Consider the following 18,476-nt stretch of genomic DNA (forward strand, 5'->3'; position numbering starts at 1 on the left):
CTACTCACTGATTTAATGTTTTGGCATTTTGGCATTTGGATTTTGAAATTTGGATTTTTTATTTTATTAAATTACTTATGGCCTGACTTTGACGTAGCCTTGCCATTAATGATTGACAATCTCCTTTCTTCTATGGTAATAAAATGAATTGATGAAATATACCATAGAAAAAAATGATTTTAACTTAAACCTCCTCACCTGAAGGTAAGGAGGTTTTTTTATGGATAAAAAATGAGAATATTCAGCAAGCACCACTTATTAGGTATCGAGGAACTCTCTCAGAAGGAAATAGAATTTATTTTGCATACTGCAGAGGCAATGAAAGAAATTTCCTTTAGAGATATTAAAAAAGTACCTACATTGCGGGGAAAAACTATAATTACCTTTTTTTATGAACCTAGCACTCGCACCAGAACTTCCTTTGAAATCGCAGCTAAAAGACTTAGTGCTGATACTATTAATATCTCTGCTAGCACTAGCAGTTTAGTTAAAGGAGAGAGTTTATTAGACACCGCTAAAAATTTACAGGCTATGCAACCAGATGTTCTTATCATTCGCCACCCCCAAGCCGGTGCTCCCCATTTTTTGGCTAAGCACATAGATGCTGCTGTAATCAATGCTGGTGATGGAATGCATGAACATCCTACTCAAGCCTTATTAGATGCCATGAGTATTATTGAAAAAAAGGGGAAAATTAAAGGATTAAATATTGCTATTATAGGAGACATTGCCCATAGCCGAGTAGCCCGCTCAGATATTCTTCTTTTCACCAAATTAGGGGCAAAGGTGACAGTTTCAGGTCCTTTAACTCTTATCCCCCCGTATATTGAGGCTACAGGAGCAAATTATTGTTTTCCTATAGAAAGTGCTTTAGAGAATGCAGATGTGGTCATTGCTTTGCGGGTGCAGCAAGAACGTTTAAAACAAACATATTTTCCAGATATAAGAGAATATGCCATTCGATTTGGTTTAAATAAAAAACGACTTTCTTTAACCAAAAAAGATGCCATTGTTATGCACCCAGGTCCTGTAAACTGGGGTGTAGAATTAGACCCTGAGATTATGGATATGCCTCAAACAATCATTCTGGATCAGGTAACTAATGGTGTAGCTGTCCGCATGGCCATATTATACTTAGTAACAGGAGAAAAACACTAAGGGGCTTAACATGAGGTTGGTTATTAAGTCGGGTTATGTCATAGACCCTAGTCAATCACTAGATGGAATATTTGATGTTTTAGTAGAAGACGGCATAATTAAAGCTATAGATACTAATATTGATATACAAGGAGCAGAAGTTATTCATGCTCAAGGGAAAATTGTAACTCCTGGACTAATAGATGTCCATGTGCATTTAAGAGAACCTGGTTTTGAATACAAAGAAACCATCCATACCGGAGCAAAGGCTGCTGTAGCTGGTGGTTTTACTGCGGTATGTTGTATGGCCAATACCAATCCTGTCAATGATAATCAAGAGGTAACCCGCTATATTTTAAAAAGAGCAACTGAGTGTGGCTTAGCACGGGTTTATCCCATTGGTGCTGTGAGTAAACAACTAAAAGGAGAGGAATTGGCCTGTATTGGAGAATTAAAAGAGGCTGGGGTAGTGGCCCTTTCTGATGATGGGAATCCTATTGTAAATAGCGGTTTTTTAAGGCGAGCTTTAGAATATGCTAAATATTTTAATTTGCCTATTATTTCTCATGCCGAAGACAGGTCCCTCGCTCCTGCTGGAGTAATGAATGAAGGCAAGATATCTACCTTGTTAGGCCTACCAGGCATCCCTGCTATTTCTGAAGAAATTATGGTTTTTAGAGATATCAAATTGGCTGAATTAACCAACTGGCATATTCATATTGCCCATGTGAGCACTGCAGGGAGTATAGAGTTGATAAGAAGAGCAAAGGAGAAAAAAATTAAGGTCACTGCCGAAACCTGTCCCCACTATTTCACTCTGACGGAAGAGGCAGCAAAAGAGTTTAATCCTAATACTAAAGTCAGTCCTCCTCTACGCACTGCCACCGATGTAGAAGCCATTAAACAGGCCTTAAAAGAAGGTATTATTGATATTATTGCTACTGACCATGCCCCTCACCAATTTTTAGAAAAAGAAGTGCCTTTTGAACAAGCACCTAGTGGAATTATAGGTCTGGAATCAGCCTTGCCCATTTCTCTCAAATTGGTAGAAGAAGGAGTACTCACTTGGCCTCAACTAATTACTAAAATGAGTTATGCACCGGCTAAAGTGTTTAATTTACCAGGAGGTAGCCTCAAACCAGGGAATTTAGCAGATATTACTATTATTGACCCTAATTTTTCTTATAAAATTGATGTAAACCAGTTCTATTCCAAGGGCCGTAATTGTCCTTTTCACGGTTGGGAAGTAAAAGGGAAGGCGATAATGACCCTAATTGGTGGGAACATAGTTTATCGAATCTCAGAAAAGCAACAAAAATAGAGCAAAGTTATGTTCTTCCCTAAAGGGAACGATATATGGGTAAATCTCAGGACTTTATTTATAGATATGGATAGATTTTTGATCTTTCTTAAAAAAGAAGGGTTTACTGGTTATGTCCATTTTATTTTTTCGGATAGGCAAAGCATGATTTTCTTTCAAGAAGGAGATGTAATTAATGGAATAGAAGAAATAGAGGAAGAAAGAAAAAGTGGACCAGGGACGGTAAAAGAGATTTTAGAGCAAGCGCGGAGAGAAAAAAATGGGAAAATTACAGTTTCTAAGTTATCTTTAGATTTGGTTCTCACACTCTCAGAAATATTTTGCTTCCCCGTTAAGCTTGTCTATAAAAGTATCTCTTCTGAGTTCTCTCACTTAGGCCTTTTTATAGCCAAATTAAAAAACGAGGCTTTTACAGGTTATATAGAAGTTCGCTTTCCTGATGAAAAACAGGGAATAATTTCTTTAGACAGAGGCAAAATTAAAAATATTCTTATTCAAGAAAGCCAATTTAGGATAAAAAAAGAAAGGCAAACCTATTTAAAACTTGCTAATTTGAAAATTGTAGAAGAAGCACAAAGGAAAGGGGCCATTTTTGATGTTTTTTCTGCGTACTAAACTACTATTAAAACAAATCATCTTACAAAGAATTTCAAGCCACCTATCGCCAGACAAGTCAAAGCAATGATTTTAAAGATTACATGGATTGTATAACTGATGACAAAACCATAATTGGGAATAAGAAAAAGAGCAATATCAGCCACTAAAAGAAAACCAGTGGTTGCTATAATAAAATTAATAACTTTTTCAACTACTCCACCTTTGTATTTTCGCCTTGCATAAAAAAACACAATAAGAATAAACACATATACTACTATCGCCAGGAAACTTAACAATACTATTTGAGTAATGTCAAAAGTAGGTTTTGTCATTAGATTCCTCCAATTACTCCTTAATATTTTTTGACTATTTCATCTAAAATTCTCAACAAACGTTCTTTTAAAGAAATATCTATATCAAATCTCTCAATATTTTTTCTCATTTTTTCAATTTCACTAATAGTTTCTTTAGCCAACCCTAAACCTAAAAATTTCTTTAATTCATCTAGAATATTGATGTAAAGGTCATGAAAGGCATCAATGAATATAAACCTATGTTGAGGAGAAGGAAAATAAAAAGCTATATTTTTCCGAACTGCGTTTATGTCCAGTTTATCTGGATCTTCCAAAGAAACATCTACAAATATTTTCCGATATTCTGATTTCAAACCCTGCCGTGCTTTCCCAATGATTTCCTTACCTTTTAATCCTATTTCATAAAAGAGATTACTCACAATAAGGTTAAAAATATCCACTAATGTATTTAAGGTAGTAGATATATCCATAAATTCTTTATCTTGATATTCACCTACTTCTTTGGTTTTCCTTATCAGCCCCATAGAGCTAAGGCGATAGAGGGCATTGATCACAGATACTTCATCGCAACCACTAAAATTTATAAGTTGATCTATATTTCGCACACCATCTATTAGAGAAAAAATGAATTGTTCATTTGCATCAAGTTTTTTTAAAATCTCTTCTCTTTCTTTTTCGACATAAGGAGAAAGGCGAAAAATAACTTTATTATTAGGAATTTGTTTTCTAAAACGGGTGAAATTAAAGCCCCTTTGAGCTGCCGTTAATGCAATTTTAATCGGTGTATAATTGGTAATTATCTCTTCATTTATGGGAGTTTCAAAAAAATAAAACTGCCCTTTTTGCCAGAAGAAAATATCACTTACAATTTCTTCAATTTGAAGGGTGAGAAGTTCTCGCAATGTTTTTGCAGAAAGAAACCCTTTTTTTACTAAAAATTTACCTAATCTTTCCCCAGTTTGTTTTGCTTCTATAACTAACTGCTCCAATATTTCGGGAGTGATATTGCTCCTCTTCACTATAAAATTACCTATTCTCTCTTCTCTCCTGGTAGTAGCTGCAGAAATAAGTAACCCGCCTTTAAACATAAGTTTCTTAGATATTTCTTTGGTCTTTACTACAGCTATACCTGTGGCCATATTGCTATAAATAGCATACAGAAAAAATAAAAAAGGTATTTCTTTGAACACACTTCCACAAAATATTCGTCCCTCTGTTTTTTCCAAATTTATAGGTTCTGTAAAATGAAGTTTATTGGCTACATTCCATTCTTCAATAGCTCTTTCAAAATGGCGTCTTTGATAATATTCAGTTCCTTTTAGAAGATGTTTAAAAAAATCATTAGAAGGAAAATCTTTCTTTCTTAAGACTTGGATTTTCCACATATTCATTATTGAATTTACTACCAGTTTTTCAAATAAATGTCAAAATATTTTGGGATTTTTTAGATCAGGCTCAAATAGGGGTAATTTTGATGATAATGAAGGTTATGTTGACTTTTTGGTAAAGAAAGGTTAATTAAATCAATCGTTTGATTGAACTTATAAGTAAAGATGAAAAATAAAAATACTAAAGCCAAGATACTAAATGCCTCTATAAAACTCTTTGCTCAATACGGCTACGATGGGGTGGGTATTAGGCGGATTGCTAAAGAAGCAGGGGTAAACAGTTCTATGATCAGCTACTATTTTGGGAATAAAGAAAATTTATATAAAACCGTGCTTTCTCTCTATTTAGACGAGTTTAAAACAATTGTAATGCGTTTGCCTATAAAAAATGAAGAGCAATTCCTAAAAGAATTTATTAAACATCACATTCGTATTTTGAAAAAAAGAGGGAAATATATCGCCCTTATTATAGCTAGAGAATCTGTGGAAGATTTTGAAAGGTCTAAGGATTTTTTTAATGAGTTTTTAAAAGAGATAAAAAATAAGATAGAGACTGTATTTAGGCAAGGTATAAAAAAGGGGTTTTTAAAAGATATAGACCCCGTGGTGTTAACCAGAATATTGATAGGGATCGATATAATATTTGCGTTTAAAATAGAGAATTTAGATGAAAAAACTACCAGTCACTTAGCTTACCATATACTTATGGATGGAATTAAGAGAACATAATGGCTATTAACCGATGGCGATTATTAAGATTACTGGTTTTTGGCATTTTGTTCCTGGGATTGGTTTTAAGTATCATCTTTTTTATCTATTATAAAAAAACCCATATTACTACGGATAATGCTTATGTTCGTGGGCACATTCATTGGGTTTATCCTAGAATAAATGGCAGTGTAATACAGGTGCTAGTTGAGGATAACCAATCGGTAAAGAAGGGGCAAATCCTCGTTCTCCTTGACCCAGAAGAATATAAGGTGAAGTTATTGGAAAGTAAGGCCGAGCTTGGTTTGGCCCTATCAAGGTTAAAAGAAGCAGAAGTCCATGTGAAGGCAGTGAAGGCAGAGGTAAATCTAAATAAGGCTGAATTTGCTAAAGCAAAGGCCGATTTTCGGCGCGCTAAAGTGCTTTATCAAAAGAGGGTGATATCTAAAGAAAAATATGAGAGGTATTTAACAAACTATGAGGTAAGCCAAGCTAAACTAATGGCCATTAAAGAAAGTTTAAAACAGGCCAAAATGCAAATTAAAACAGCCAAGGAAAATGTAAATCTCTGTAAGAGAAAGGTAGAGGTAGACCAGTTAAATTTAAAATACACTACTATTATAGCGCCAGTTTCTGGTTACGTTACTAAAAAATCTGTGGAAGTAGGGCAAAGGGTAAATCCAAATAGACCCCTTTTGGCCATTGTGCCCTTAGATGAAATTTGGATAGAGGCCAATTATAAAGAAGGCCAATTGGAAAAAATAAGGCCTGGGCAAAGGGTAAAGATAAAGATAGATGCCTATCCAGATAAAAGATTTTATGGGCAGGTAGAGAGTATTCAGGCAGGCACAGGAGCAGTATTTTCGCTTTTCCCTCCTGAAAACGCCACAGGTAATTGGGTGAAGGTTACCCAAAGGATACCGGTAAAGATTGTTTTTACTCACCCCAATAATAAAGATAACAAGGTTCTGAGAATTGGCATGTCTGCCGTGACTACCGTCTTAGTAAAATAAGATGGAAAAAACTTCTGTAAATAAGTGGCTAGTGGTAGGCACGGTGATGCTACCTACCATGATGGAAATTATAGATACCACCGTAGTTAATGTCTCTTTGCCTCACATTCAGGGTAGTCTTAGCGTAGGAGTAGAAGAAGTTACTTGGGTGCTTACTTCTTACCTGATTTCCAATGCCATTATCATTCCTATGACGGCATGGCTAGCAAGCATTTTTGGCAGAAAGAGATATGTGCTATTTTCTATTTCCCTTTTTACCTTTAGCTCTCTTATGTGCGGCACTGCCAGCAGCCTGTCTTTTTTGGTTTTTTTTCGCTTTTTACAGGGTCTTGCTGGAGGGGGATTACAACCTACCTCCCAAGCTATATTACTGGAATCCTTTCCTTTAAAAGAAAGGGGGATGGCCATCTCTATTTATATGATGGGCACGGTGATGGGACCCACCATAGGACCAATTTTAGGGGGTTGGATTACTGACCACTGGGGATGGCGGTGGATATTTTATATTAATCTTCCAGTTGGAGTAATCTCCTTGTTTATGGTCACCTTTTTTATCTTTGACCCTGCCTATATTAAACGCAAAATAAAAAAGGTTGACTATTGGGGATTATGCTTTTTATCTATAGGATTAGCTAGCCTCCAGACTGTTTTAGACAAAGGACATCTAAAAGATTGGTTTAGCTCTAGGTTTATTGTCGTCCTTTCAGTTATTTCTTTTAGTCTTCTTGTTCTATTTGTAATAAATGAAATTAGAACAAAACAACCGCTGGTTCAGTTGAGGATATTTAAAAAACGCTCTTATGCCATAGGGTGCACCATTATTTTTCTGGGCTTTTTTGCCTTTTTTGGAAGTGTAGTTTTATTGCCCCTTTATGTACAAAAATTAATGGGTTATACAGCCTTTCTTGCAGGATTGGTCATGGGGCCTGGAGCTATAGCCAGTATCTTCTTTTTACCCTTGGTAGGTAGGCTGACAAAGTTTATTGATGCTCGTTATTTGCTGGCAATAGGTTTTATGGGACAACTTCTTGCTCTTTATCTAATGTCTCATTTCACACTCCAAATTGGTTTTTGGCAAATTATTTGGCCCCGATTGATCCAAGGGGCAAGTCTGGCCTTCTTTTTTGTGCCTCTGGCAACAGTGGCCTTTATGGAAGTAAAAAAACAAGAAATGGGTAATGCCACCGCAATTTACAATTTGTTGCGTAATCTAGGAGCTAGTTTTGGCACTGCTATTGTTACTACTATTCTTTCTCGCCGGGCTCAATTTCACCAAAACCGCTTAATAGAACACTTATCTCCTACTGATATACCCTTTCAACAGAGTTATGAGCAACTAAGACACTATTTCCCTTCTGATTTTCATGCCCTTGGTGGTATATATAGAGAATTATTACACCAAACAAATATGCTTGCCTTTAATGACGCCTTTTTCTTTTGTTTTTTTCTATTTTTAATCCTGTTGCCTAGCTTAATCATTCTCAAAAAGGCTAAAAAAACATTTTAAAAACTAAATTCGTTAAACTATCTTGACGCTATTTTTTAACTCAACTTTGCCACCTAAAAATCAAAACTTACCTATATCAGGAAACTTTTCGCCTATAAACTCAGACGTACCCACTACATTTTTCCTATCTCAAGCACCCCTGGAGGTATTCTTCCTGTTGCCCTAACCCCCAAGTAGGCTTTGCCATTTAATTCAGTCCTTACTAAATAGGATTTGTCACCACACTTAAACCTTACCACCCTGTCTGCCGACAGGCAGGCAGGCATAACTCCCTATAGGCCAAGGCTATCTCCTCTGCCTTAAGTTCTGTGTTACTGGTAATTACATATTTACCATCGTATTTCTTTTCTGCTTCTATTTTTTTTAAGGTTAATCTTGATACCTCCCCTTTCTACGGTTAGGTATCTTTTATATCCCCTGTTTTTGATCAATTCCTTGGGCTCCTCTTTAAGCCGTTGTTTGAGTTTCTCTAAAAGCATTTCTCTATCCAGGGCATCTACGAGTTGTTAGGCTTTAATTATAATTATGTTACAAAACATCTCTGTAAAATGTATTTTGTAGGTTAGACCCCCCATTACAGACCCCCAGAAAGGCAAAAATCGTCTTCTCTTTTTTCCTTCTAATCTCCTCTGTGGCCTTGCGAATGTATGAGTCAATTCCATTTTTAGTTGATATTTCCCCCTTTTTGGGATAAAATAGATGAGATTTTAGGATAAGCTTGTTTATGAAAATCTTGATTGTTGGAGCCGGGAAGACAACACGAGAGATTCTGCGGCGCTTGGGTGAAGCGTGGTCGGTGACTTTAGTTGATATTGTTTCTGATCGCCTGAATTTACTTAAAAAAAATTTCAAACAGGTAACTAAAACTGTCTTGGGAGATGCCTCAAGTCTTATAACTCTTAAAGAAGCAAATCTTGAAAACCAAGACTTCGTTGTGGGTGTCACCAATCATGATGATGTAAACTTAGAAGTCTGCCGACTAGCCAAGGAGAGAGGGATTAAAAATATTGTTGCCTTGGTAAATGATAGTCTTAACCTTAAAGAATTTGACAGATTAAACGTAAGACCCGTCTGTTGGAGTTACTTGGCAGCTAGGGAAATCGAATTGTGTTTGGAAAACCCTCGGTTATTTGTTACTACTATTGGAGGGGGCAAAGGCGAAATAATGGAGATAGAGGTCAGCCGCTATGCACCCGTAGTAGGTAAAAAAATACGGGAATTTAGGGCCAGAAACTGGCTAATTGCAGCTATTTACCGCAAAGGCGAGCTAATAATTCCCCATGGAGATACTATTATTCAATCTAATGACTGGATAACCATTATTGGCCACCCTGACCTCTATCAAGCTATTTCTCATCTCTTCAAATACCAGGAACCTTCCTTCCCCCTAGTTTATGGACAAAATATTTTAATCCCAGTTGAAGATATTGAAATTTTTGAAGATGCTCTTTCTGAAGCCTTTTACTTAATAAGAAATACCAGGGCTCAAAAAGCTGTTATTTTGGTTCCCAAAGAACTAGAAGAAACAATTTTTAAAAAAGTTCAAAAAATTGAAGAGCCACGAGAGGTGGAAATTAGAATTTTTCGGGAAAAAATGGAACATACTCTTATTACCATTACTTACCATGAAAGTGTTGGGTGCGTTCTTATCCCTCCTCCTTCGCCGGGGATTTTAGACCGCATATTTAGCCATAGCAGAGTAATACCATTGGTTCATAAATTAGGTTCACCTCTATTGGTGTTTAAGGCTACCTATCCTTATAACCAGATTCTAGTCCCTTATAACGCCACTCAAAGCTCAGCTCTTGCTCTAGAAATAGCAATTGATATTGCCAGACAGACAGATGCCAGTATTTCAGTGGTAGTAGTGTTAGAACCGACTTTTATTAGAGGAGAGGAGTCCAGTGGTTGGGCTGAAGATGTACTGGACCATGCTAGAGAAATTGCCCAAATTCATAAATTCCCTATCAAAGAGATTAAACTCGAGGGGAATCCTGTAAAGGAAGTAACTAAATTAGCTGAAAATTATGACCTCCTTATTTTAGGTAGTACTACTCAAAATGTACCTTTCTTAAAACCTCATATTGGGGAACTATTGATTGAAAAGAGCCCATGTTCGGTAATGGTGGTGGCTTATTGAGGATTTATGCACCTTAATCAGGCCTTTTCTTTGATGATTATCACCATAGGGGCTGCCTTACTGCCCAATATAAGCTATCGGCTAAAACTCCCTCCTGTAGTGGCTGAAATTCTTTTTGGAGTCCTCATCGGAAAGACTTTCCTAAATGTGACTTTTTCTGGTGAGTGGCTGCCATTTTTGGCCAACCTTGGGTTTTTAATGTTGATGTTCCTGGCCGGAGTTGAAATCAACTTTTCAATGTTAGAGAAACAAAAACCAAGACAATTGCTTCTTTATGGAGTGATTTTTATAGCAACACTTACCTTGGCTTATATTTTTTCTTTATCTATGGGACAAGGATTATTTTTGGCTTTAATCCTATCAACCACCTCTTTGGGATTAGTAGTACCCACTTTGCATGATGTAGGAATCAGTAAAGCTCCTCTAGGGCAGAGTATCCTCATTTCTGCTACCCTAGCTGATTTTTTAACTTTTTTTGGAATTACCTTTTACCTTCTTTTTCAAAAACATGGATTTAGTTGGCAATTTATAATTCCTGTTCCGCTTTTCATCTTTTTTGGTTTATTGCTATGGATTGCACGGTTATGGTTCTGGTGGAACCCTGAAAAGGCTGCCAGCCTACTTGGGAAATCCGGTCCCAGTGAATTAGGTGTTCGGTTTTCTATGGCCCTCCTCTTTATTTTTGTGGCCCTTTCAAGAGTGGTTGGTCTTGACCCTTTATTAGGAGCCTTTATGGGAGGCTGCCTGTTATCTTTTATCTTCAGAGAGAAAAGGCTTCTTGAGGAAAAGCTTACAGCCCTTGCCTATGGATTTTTGATTCCATTCTTTTTCATTTATGTAGGCATTCAATTTGAATTGAAAAATATACTAGATAAAAATCAGCTTTTGTTAATAGCTAAAATTTTATTAGCTGCTTTTGTTATAAAAATAATTCCTTCACTGCTTCTTGTTATAAACAGGTTTCCATGGAAATGTGCTCTAAAAGCTGGAATTCTACTTTCGGCTCGTTTAAGTCTGATTGTTGCAGCTGCCTCTATTGGTGTTCAGCAAGGTTTTATCACACCCCATCTTAAGGACAGTATTATCCTCCTAGCAATTATTACTTCCACCTTGGCTCCTACCATTTTCAAACAAATTTTTAATCATGAAACAAAATTGGAAATGTGACAAACTTTTTGGAGAAGGTGACAACAAGATTCAGCGGCGCTTTTAAAAGTTCGCTGGAGAACTTATTAGGTTTTTTATCTTCTCTTCTGTCAAATGTGGAGACCCGACTCCTCTAGACTTTCTAAAATTGAAATCTAAAAAATTAATTTCTTAACCTTTTCTAATATTTCCAACAAGTTGCTGAAACCTGATATAGATGTAAAAATTGTTGCAAATATAGTTTTTAATATACTTGTTTTTCTTTGTTCTTTTGGTATAGATAACTGTTCAGTAATAAAGGCCAATTGTTCTAAAATTTCATTTTTTTGATTCTCAACTATATCCTTATTTTTTATTATTTCTTTAGTTAGAATTTTAATTAATTCAGCAATTTCTTCATTTCCTTGTTCTTTTAAAAAAGTTAATGATACATCTATTGATTCCACATTACCAGTGTTGATGACACCAACATTACTATTTTGAATATTAATATTATTCAAGATTAAATCTCCTTTATAATAAACTGGTGAGGATACTTTATATCTTGGGAATAATCTTGGCAATCCACCAACTGCTTCTATTTCAGCGGTTAAATAATTTAACATTTTTACATTTCTTCTAAATATTAGCTCTTGCGCTTGTTGGAATTTGAGATTACAATCTAAACAAAGTGCAAGTTTACCATTATTATATGTTACTATGGCTGGTTTACCACAATTATGACATTTCGTTTTCTTCATATAAATTACCTCCTTGATTTTTTATATTTATAAGATAAGGACTATGCGGAAAAATTGGAGGTAACCGTAACACAAAAAAATATATGGGGAATAGGGAGCTTCCACCAACTATAACACAGATGAGTGTCCCAATGGCACTTAAAACGTTTGTTTCCCCTTCTAAATTAAAGGGTGAATTAAAGAAGTTTATTTTATATATGCCCTATTGTATTGAGTTTGGGAAAGTTACTATAGACCTGGAAAGAAAAGAGGTTAAGGCTGCCTATCCCTTCCCTGAAAGGGAATATAATCAATATTTGAAAAAGCTATATAACCTTGAAGAGTTAATGAAAGTATGGGGCTTACTGGAAAAATTGACCAAGCATATCTACACCTTTTTTGCCACTAAGGAAGGATGGTGTAAGAAGCCTGAGACCTTTTACGACTCCACTATTTATAGAGTTCCATTTTTAGCAGAAGGCCTAACTTTAGGTGGAAGCCTGGCTTTAAGTGAAGCTCTAGGGTTAGACGAGACTTTAGAATTAAGGATAAAGGTAACTAGTTTTGCTTCCGAGGAAGATTTAAAAAAGGCTGTATATATGCTTTTAACTTTTATTAATGAGGATAAAGTTCGAAAAATAAGTAACGCTGAGGTATTGGAACTGGTCCACCGTTCAAGAATTTCTGTCCATAAGCTTGAGGATCCTTTACCTTCAGATGACGAGTTGAGGAAAAAATATGGGGAAGCATGCAGAAAAGCATGTAGGGATTGTAGCGAAGAAGCTATTAATAAAGGTGTTGAATATTCGGTTTGTCGTGCAAAAGAGAGAAAGAAGGTTTACAATGAACTTGTTAAACAGGGAGTGATAAGACCTGACCTTTTGCCCTTGAAGCCTTTAGATGAGGTGAAGCGTTATATCTATGCTTTGGTAAATAACGAACAGCCTAAAATATGTGATGTCTGTGGAAAAGAGCATTATAGAAGGAGTAAGTATTGCTCTGACGCATGTAAACAAAAGGCTTATCGTATCCGTCAGCTAGGAGGTGAGGTATGAAAGGATTACTTTTAGTAATAGCATTAGTACCAGCAATATCGCTGTTGGTTGATGGTGTTTTTGCTTATGATGGCTATATCTGGAACCCTGATAGTGGAGAAGTAAAAGGTTATATCTACCGTTTGGGTCCTAATACAAAATATATATGGGACCCTGATAAGGGAGAAGTGCGAGGCTATATCTATGAGAGGCCTATGCTTGAGATGGATGAAATACATCCATCTCGTAAGTATTTTAACGAATTTACACCTAAATCCCATTGGCTAAATAAACAACAACCTATTTTTAATCCTCCTTTGGGGAAAGAATCTCCTTTGCGGCCTATTTTTAATGGTAGGTAAGTTTTATTCACTGCCACATACTATCTATTTTTTACCTGTCATAGACCACCCAAAATCACCATATCTATCGCTATCTTGATTGGCTTGAAGCGTTGCTATCCTCTTGCCGTGCTTGTTGTATATATTAAGAATGTTAAGAATGCCTTGTTCTTAACTCACTCAAATAAAATAGCCTTCCTTAAAGTTACTATGGCTTTAAAAGGATTTAAGCCCTTAGGGCAGGCCTCTACACAGTTAAATATACCATGGCACTGCCACAATCCGGGTTGTGCCTTTAAGCTCTTTTTTCTTTCTTCTTTGGCCTCATCCCGGCTGTCCATAAGAAAACGGCAGGCCTGAATTAGGGCAGTAGGTCCTAAAAACTCTTGATTGGCCCAAAAAGTGGGACAGGCACCTGTGCAAGCACCACAAAAAATGCAATCATAAAGACCGTCTAATCTTTTGCGTTCAGAAGGTAACTGTAATCTTTCCTTTACTGGTGGTGTTGTTTTAGTGATTAAATAAGGTTTAATGGCTTCTACATGCTCATAAACAGGGGTTAAATCTACTACCAAATCCCTTATGATAGAAAATCCAGGCAAAGGTCTAATCTTAATCTTGTCAGGTAAATCGGCCAATCGTGTTTCACAGGCCAATCGGTTTATACCATTGATGTTGATGGCACAAGACCCACAAATGCCGTGGCGGCAGGCCCTCCGATATGCTAGGGATAAATCTTTTCTGTGTATGACTTCTAAGGCATCTAATACCACCCAAGAAGGCTTACATTCCAGGACATATTTTTGCCAATAGGGCCTTTTGTCCTTTACTGCTGAAAAACGTTGGATGAAAAAAATTTTGTGCATTAAAATTGCCTTTCCTCTGGTTCAAACCTAGTAATGACTACTGGCTTGTAGTCTAATTTGTATTTTTCGTCTTCTATAAAGACCAGTGTGTGTTTCAGCCAATTTTTGTCATCTCTATGGGGAAAGTCATTCCGATAATGGGCACCACGGCTTTCTTTTCTGGCCAAGGCACATCTCACTATTGCTTCGCTTAAATTCAGCATGTGTTTTAACTCCAAAACTTCCTGTAAAGCCAAGTTATACTCTTTAGGCATACCTTTTAATCCTATTTCTTGGTAAGCGGTCTTTAGCTGGTGAATAAGTTCAAGTTGATTTTTAAGTGAACTTTCATCACGTAAGATACCACAATTTTTTGTCATCCCTTCCTCCAGTGCCTCTCTAACTTCAGCTAGGGATGTTTTAGGAGTACGATTTAGAAGGGTGTTAATTTCTCCTAATCTTTCTTTAATTTGTCCTTGAGGTAAAGGGAGAAAATTCACTTTTTTTGCTATTTTTGCCATATACTTTCCAGCTCTACGACCAAAAACAGCACATTCCATAGTTGAATTTGTGCCCAATCGGTTAGCCCCATGGATAGAAACACAGGCACACTCTCCGGCGGCAAAAAGTCTTGGCACAATGGTCTTTTTTCCATCTGCAAGCACCTCACAGTTTATGTTTATGGGAATGCCCCCCATGGTATAGTGAGCCGTTGGGGCCACAGGAATAGGTTGTTTTTTGGGATCAATGCCTGCAAATTTAAGCACCATTTGGCGAATTTGGGGTAGTTTTTCCCTTATCAATTGGTCTTCTAGATGGGTAATATCCAGATAGACATAAGGCTTCCCTCTTATACCTCGCCCTGCTCGTATTTCTCCTTGAATAGCTCGAGAGACAACATCTCTAGGTGCTAGCTCTAGTTTAGCTGGGGCATAGATTTTCATAAACCTTTCACCATCTTGATTCAAAAGGTAGCCACCCTCACCTCTCACACCTTCACTAATCAGGAAACCCCAAGGATAGAGGCCAGTAGGGTGAAATTGGATAAATTCCATATCCTCCAGAGGAAGGCCAGCTGCCAAGACCATCCCCATACCGTCTCCGGTATTTATGCTTGAGTTGGTGCTTATTTTAAACAGGCGTGCACATCCCCCGGTAGCTAGAAGGGTCAATTTCCCTTGAAAGATATGCATCTCTCCCCGCACTATATCCCAGGCTATCACTCCGCTGCATCCTTCATCTTGCAATAGAATGTGGGTAACCAGAAACTCTTTATAAAACTTCACTTGTAAACGTAAACATTGACCCCATAATGTATAAAGTATGGCTTGGCCAATCCTATCTGCTGCTAAACAACTTCTTTTTATGTAAGGTCCCTTCCCGAATTCACTATAATGCCCACCAAAATGCCGTTGGAGAATGCGGCCATTCTCTCCACGGCTAAAAGGGACACCAATATGTTCCAGGAAATAAGCTGTCTCTATAGCCTCCTTACAAAATAAGGCTTGGGCATCCTGGTCTCCTAAAAAATCACTTCCCTTAACGGTATCATAGAAATGCCATTCCCAGGAGTCAGGTTCCATATTGCCCAAGGCAGCCGCTGTGCCTCCTTGAGCAGCTACAGAATGGGAATGGAGCGGAGTGACTTTAGAGACTACTGCTACATCATTACCTGCCTGGGCTGCTTCTAAGGCAGCAGATAATCCAGCAATACCCGCACCAACAATTATAATTTGGTGTTTGTGTTTTATCATCTAAATAAAATCAATAATCCTATAAGGAACAAAAAACATCCTACTAACCATAAACAAAAGGGTAATATTTTTCTAAAAGCCTTATTTGAAATGTATTCTTGGCCAATTTGCCAAAGGCCGTTTAAGGCATGGGATATGGTGAATCCCAATAGAAAAAGGTCCAAGACTATCCAAACAGGAGAAGATAATCGCATTTGGATGTTTTTATAACTCAGGGGACGAAGATGAGTAACGCTCAAGTGAATAAAGAACAATATCAATAAAGCAATGCCACTGCACCTTTGCCAGAGCCAACTAGTCATCTCAGATAAACAAAAAATATAGTTAAAATTAAACTTAACATCATAATGACTATAAATAACGACTTTTGCCAGCGGATGCCAAGGCCTAAATCCATCAGGATAAGCCTTATACCATTGCCTCCATGATAACATGCTGCCCAAATAAAAAAGGTTTCTAAAATCCTCATTCCTGGATGCTTAGAAATTTGTAAAAATGTGGTAAAAGAAGCTGAATTTTTACCAAACCAAAAGATTATTCCCAGATGACATCCCAGATAAATAGTCAAGACAATGCCACAAAGACGCATAAGTAGCCAGGCAACCGTACCAACATGCACATGGTATGAAATCAAGTATTTCAAGTATTTGCTCATACCTAAATATATAAAAAATCAGTTAGATATTTAGATGTCCTTCAGGTCTTTAATTTCTTTCATAGTTTCTACCGCAAATATTTTGTAATTATAATCTTGGGGTAAGGTTTTTTGGATCAAGCCTGTAAGCACCTTTTTGGGTCCTACTTCTAAAAAAACATCTACACCAGCTTGATACATATTTTTTACCTCTTCACACCATAGGACTGGTGAGCATAGCTGTTTCCACATCATTTCTCTAATTTTTTCTGGGCTGTTTTCTGCTTGGGCAGTGGTATTGAAGAATATTTCTATTTGAGGAGGGTTGAAGGGAATATCATCCAAAAATGCCTTAAACATCACTTGCGCATCTTTGACAAACGAGCTGTGCCAGGCCCCTTTGACCTTTAAGGGTATTCCCCGTCCTCCAGCGTCTTTTACTCTCTCACTGATATCTTTGAGGGTTTGAGGCGAGCCGCTAATTACTATTTGTTGAGGCGAATTATAGTTGGCCAGTTCAGCTCCTTTATAATCTGCTAATATTTCTTTCACTTTGTCTATATCCAGTTTAACAATAGCCAGCATAGTTCCAGGGTGCTTTTCTGCAGCTTCCTGCATTAACTGTGCCCTTCTTCTAACTACCTTCAAGGTGTTTTCTAAAGATAAGACACCTGCAGCAAAAAGGGCTGGATATTCACCTAAACTATGTCCTGCCACTGTATGGGGTAAAATTTTCTGGCGAGATAGACAGGAAAATATACTTATTTCCACTGTAGCCAGAGCAGGCTGTAAATTGATTGTTTCTGTCAATGTCTCCATAGGGCCTTCAAAACACAATTTAACCATATCTATCTCACAAATCTCACTAGCCAAAGCGAAGATATCTTTTACTTCAGAAGATTTTTCCCATAAATCTTCACCCATGCCTACATACTGTGAACCCTGTCCTGGAAAAACAAAGGCAACTTTCATAATTTCCCCTCATTGCATTTTCAATCTCAATTGTCCCCAAACCTTGGGGTTTTGACGCCAGTTTGGTTCCACCCTTACAAATAGGTCTAAAAAGACCTTTTGTCCCCAAATAAGTTCTAATTCTTCTCGGGCAGCTTGTCCAATGCTTTTCAATTTTTGTCCCTTTTTACCAATTATAATGCCTTTTTGGGATTTCCTTTCTACATGAATGACAGCCCTGATATAAAGCATTTCTTTTTCAGGTATTTCTCTGAATTCTTCCACTGTAACAGCCACTACATAAGGAATTTCTTCTCTAGTAGTATTAATAATCTTTTCCCGGATAATCTCTGCTGTTATTTGACGTTCGCTCTGGTCGGTAATAAAATCTTCAGGGTAATATTGAGGGCCTTCTGGGAGACATCCCACAATTTCTTTTATTACATCTTCAAGGCCTGCCTCCTTTTTAGCTGAAATGGGAATAATGGCCTTAAATGGATAGATTTTATTGAACTCTTCAATAATGGGAAGTAGTTGAGGTTTGGAGATTTTGTCTACTTTATTAATTAATAATATAGAAGGTTTGTTAATTTGGCTAAGATAAGTGTTAATAATATAATGACCGTCTTTTAAGCCTTTGGGAAATGGCTCAATCATTAATAAAACCACATCCACTTCCTCTAAAGTTTCTATAGCCAGTTGCACCATGTATTTGTTGTATGGAATACTGGCATCGTGAATACCAGGGGTATCAACAAAGATAATCTGCGCTTCTGGCAGATGGAGTACCCCTTTAATTTTGTATCTAGTAGTTTGAGGTTTAGCTGAAGTGATAGCCACTTTTTGGGAAAGAAGTGCATTAAGCAAAGTAGATTTTCCCACATTTGGTGCACCTATAATAGAAATAAAACCTGATTTAAAATCCAT

The 18,476-nt window shown here is 37.0% G+C and carries 19 protein-coding genes; 10 read left to right on the top strand and 9 right to left on the bottom strand.

The window, feature by feature from the left end:
- Positions 1 to 231 precede the first annotated feature (231 nt).
- The 3 genes from HS1_RS08635 (at position 232) to HS1_RS08645 (ending at position 3,073) form a co-directional block, all read left to right on the top strand.
- Positions 232 to 1,158: an aspartate carbamoyltransferase catalytic subunit gene (locus tag HS1_RS08635; RefSeq protein ID WP_066063990.1), complete on the top strand. Its 927-nt coding sequence runs from the start codon at positions 232 to 234 to the stop codon at positions 1,156 to 1,158.
- Positions 1,159 to 1,168: 10 nt separating this feature from the next.
- Complete coding sequence (locus HS1_RS08640) at positions 1,169 to 2,458, top strand: dihydroorotase (protein WP_066063993.1); 1,290 nt, start codon at positions 1,169 to 1,171, stop codon at positions 2,456 to 2,458.
- A 66-nt stretch (positions 2,459 to 2,524) separates the two neighbouring features.
- Entirely contained in the window at positions 2,525 to 3,073 is a 549-nt protein-coding gene (locus tag HS1_RS08645) for a hypothetical protein (protein ID WP_156469430.1), read from the top strand.
- Positions 3,074 to 3,090: 17 nt separating this feature from the next.
- On the opposite strand, the gene HS1_RS08650 is transcribed toward HS1_RS08645, so the two are convergent.
- Both HS1_RS08650 and HS1_RS08655 read right to left on the bottom strand, forming a co-directional pair.
- Positions 3,091 to 3,387: a hypothetical protein gene (locus HS1_RS08650; protein WP_066064000.1), complete on the bottom strand. Its 297-nt coding sequence runs from the start codon at positions 3,385 to 3,387 to the stop codon at positions 3,091 to 3,093.
- A 20-nt stretch (positions 3,388 to 3,407) separates the two neighbouring features.
- Positions 3,408 to 4,760: a DUF4388 domain-containing protein gene (locus HS1_RS08655; protein WP_066064003.1), complete on the bottom strand. Its 1,353-nt coding sequence runs from the start codon at positions 4,758 to 4,760 to the stop codon at positions 3,408 to 3,410.
- A 162-nt stretch (positions 4,761 to 4,922) separates the two neighbouring features.
- Between HS1_RS08655 and HS1_RS08660 the strand changes: the two genes are divergently transcribed.
- The 5 genes from HS1_RS08660 to HS1_RS08680 all read left to right on the top strand — a co-directional run bounded on the left by HS1_RS08660 (position 4,923) and on the right by HS1_RS08680 (position 11,292).
- Positions 4,923 to 5,486 carry a TetR/AcrR family transcriptional regulator gene (locus tag HS1_RS08660; protein ID WP_066064006.1) on the top strand — a complete coding sequence of 188 codons (564 nt, stop codon included), beginning with the start codon at positions 4,923 to 4,925 and terminating at the stop codon, positions 5,484 to 5,486.
- Entirely contained in the window at positions 5,486 to 6,478 is a 993-nt protein-coding gene (locus tag HS1_RS08665; protein WP_066064009.1) for an HlyD family secretion protein, read from the top strand. Before HS1_RS08660 ends, HS1_RS08665 begins: the two co-directional genes overlap by 1 nt.
- Position 6,479: 1 nt before the next feature.
- The gene (locus HS1_RS08670; protein ID WP_066064012.1) at positions 6,480 to 7,985 is read left to right on the top strand and encodes a DHA2 family efflux MFS transporter permease subunit; all 1,506 of its coding nucleotides are present in this window, start codon (positions 6,480 to 6,482) and stop codon (positions 7,983 to 7,985) included.
- Between the two features lie 724 nt (positions 7,986 to 8,709).
- Complete coding sequence (locus tag HS1_RS08675; RefSeq protein WP_066064015.1) at positions 8,710 to 10,125, top strand: NAD-binding protein; 1,416 nt, start codon at positions 8,710 to 8,712, stop codon at positions 10,123 to 10,125.
- A gap of 6 nt (positions 10,126 to 10,131) precedes the next feature.
- Positions 10,132 to 11,292 carry a cation:proton antiporter gene (locus tag HS1_RS08680; protein WP_066064020.1) on the top strand — a complete coding sequence of 387 codons (1,161 nt, stop codon included), beginning with the start codon at positions 10,132 to 10,134 and terminating at the stop codon, positions 11,290 to 11,292.
- 134 nt (positions 11,293 to 11,426) lie between these two features.
- Here HS1_RS08680 and HS1_RS08685 read toward each other — a convergent pair whose 3' ends face one another.
- Complete coding sequence (locus HS1_RS08685) at positions 11,427 to 12,011, bottom strand: hypothetical protein (RefSeq protein WP_066064023.1); 585 nt, start codon at positions 12,009 to 12,011, stop codon at positions 11,427 to 11,429.
- Between the two features lie 131 nt (positions 12,012 to 12,142).
- On the opposite strand from HS1_RS08685, the gene HS1_RS08690 reads away from it, so the two are divergent.
- Both HS1_RS08690 and HS1_RS08695 read left to right on the top strand, forming a co-directional pair.
- Positions 12,143 to 13,045: a hypothetical protein gene (locus tag HS1_RS08690; RefSeq protein WP_156469431.1), complete on the top strand. Its 903-nt coding sequence runs from the start codon at positions 12,143 to 12,145 to the stop codon at positions 13,043 to 13,045.
- Complete coding sequence (locus HS1_RS08695; RefSeq protein WP_066064031.1) at positions 13,042 to 13,386, top strand: hypothetical protein; 345 nt, start codon at positions 13,042 to 13,044, stop codon at positions 13,384 to 13,386. The genes HS1_RS08690 and HS1_RS08695 overlap by 4 nt, the downstream gene beginning before the upstream one ends.
- A 155-nt stretch (positions 13,387 to 13,541) precedes the next feature.
- Here HS1_RS08695 and HS1_RS08700 read toward each other — a convergent pair whose 3' ends face one another.
- The 6 genes from HS1_RS08700 to era are packed head-to-tail and all read right to left on the bottom strand — an operon-like array spanning position 13,542 to position 18,476.
- A complete protein-coding gene (locus tag HS1_RS08700; RefSeq protein WP_066064034.1) occupies positions 13,542 to 14,231 on the bottom strand; it encodes a succinate dehydrogenase iron-sulfur subunit in 690 nt (229 codons plus the stop codon).
- Positions 14,231 to 15,961 carry a succinate dehydrogenase flavoprotein subunit gene (sdhA, locus tag HS1_RS08705; RefSeq protein ID WP_066066543.1) on the bottom strand — a complete coding sequence of 577 codons (1,731 nt, stop codon included), beginning with the start codon at positions 15,959 to 15,961 and terminating at the stop codon, positions 14,231 to 14,233. Before sdhA ends, HS1_RS08700 begins: the two co-directional genes overlap by 1 nt.
- Positions 15,961 to 16,266, bottom strand: coding sequence for a succinate dehydrogenase, hydrophobic membrane anchor protein (gene sdhD, locus HS1_RS14045; RefSeq protein WP_066064037.1), 306 nt, complete (start codon positions 16,264 to 16,266; stop codon positions 15,961 to 15,963). The genes sdhA and sdhD overlap by 1 nt, the downstream gene beginning before the upstream one ends.
- Positions 16,263 to 16,619, bottom strand: a complete 357-nt coding sequence (gene sdhC / locus HS1_RS08715; protein WP_082757738.1) for a succinate dehydrogenase, cytochrome b556 subunit — start codon at positions 16,617 to 16,619, stop codon at positions 16,263 to 16,265. Before sdhC ends, sdhD begins: the two co-directional genes overlap by 4 nt.
- Before the next feature lie 30 nt (positions 16,620 to 16,649).
- The gene (gene fabD / locus HS1_RS08720; protein WP_066064042.1) at positions 16,650 to 17,570 is read right to left on the bottom strand and encodes an ACP S-malonyltransferase; all 921 of its coding nucleotides are present in this window, start codon (positions 17,568 to 17,570) and stop codon (positions 16,650 to 16,652) included.
- A gap of 9 nt (positions 17,571 to 17,579) precedes the next feature.
- Positions 17,580 to 18,476, bottom strand: a complete 897-nt coding sequence (era, locus tag HS1_RS08725; RefSeq protein ID WP_066064045.1) for a GTPase Era — start codon at positions 18,474 to 18,476, stop codon at positions 17,580 to 17,582.

This window comes from Candidatus Desulfofervidus auxilii, assembly GCF_001577525.1.
In the GTDB taxonomy this organism is placed as follows: Bacteria; Desulfobacterota; Desulfofervidia; order Desulfofervidales; family Desulfofervidaceae; genus Desulfofervidus; species Desulfofervidus auxilii.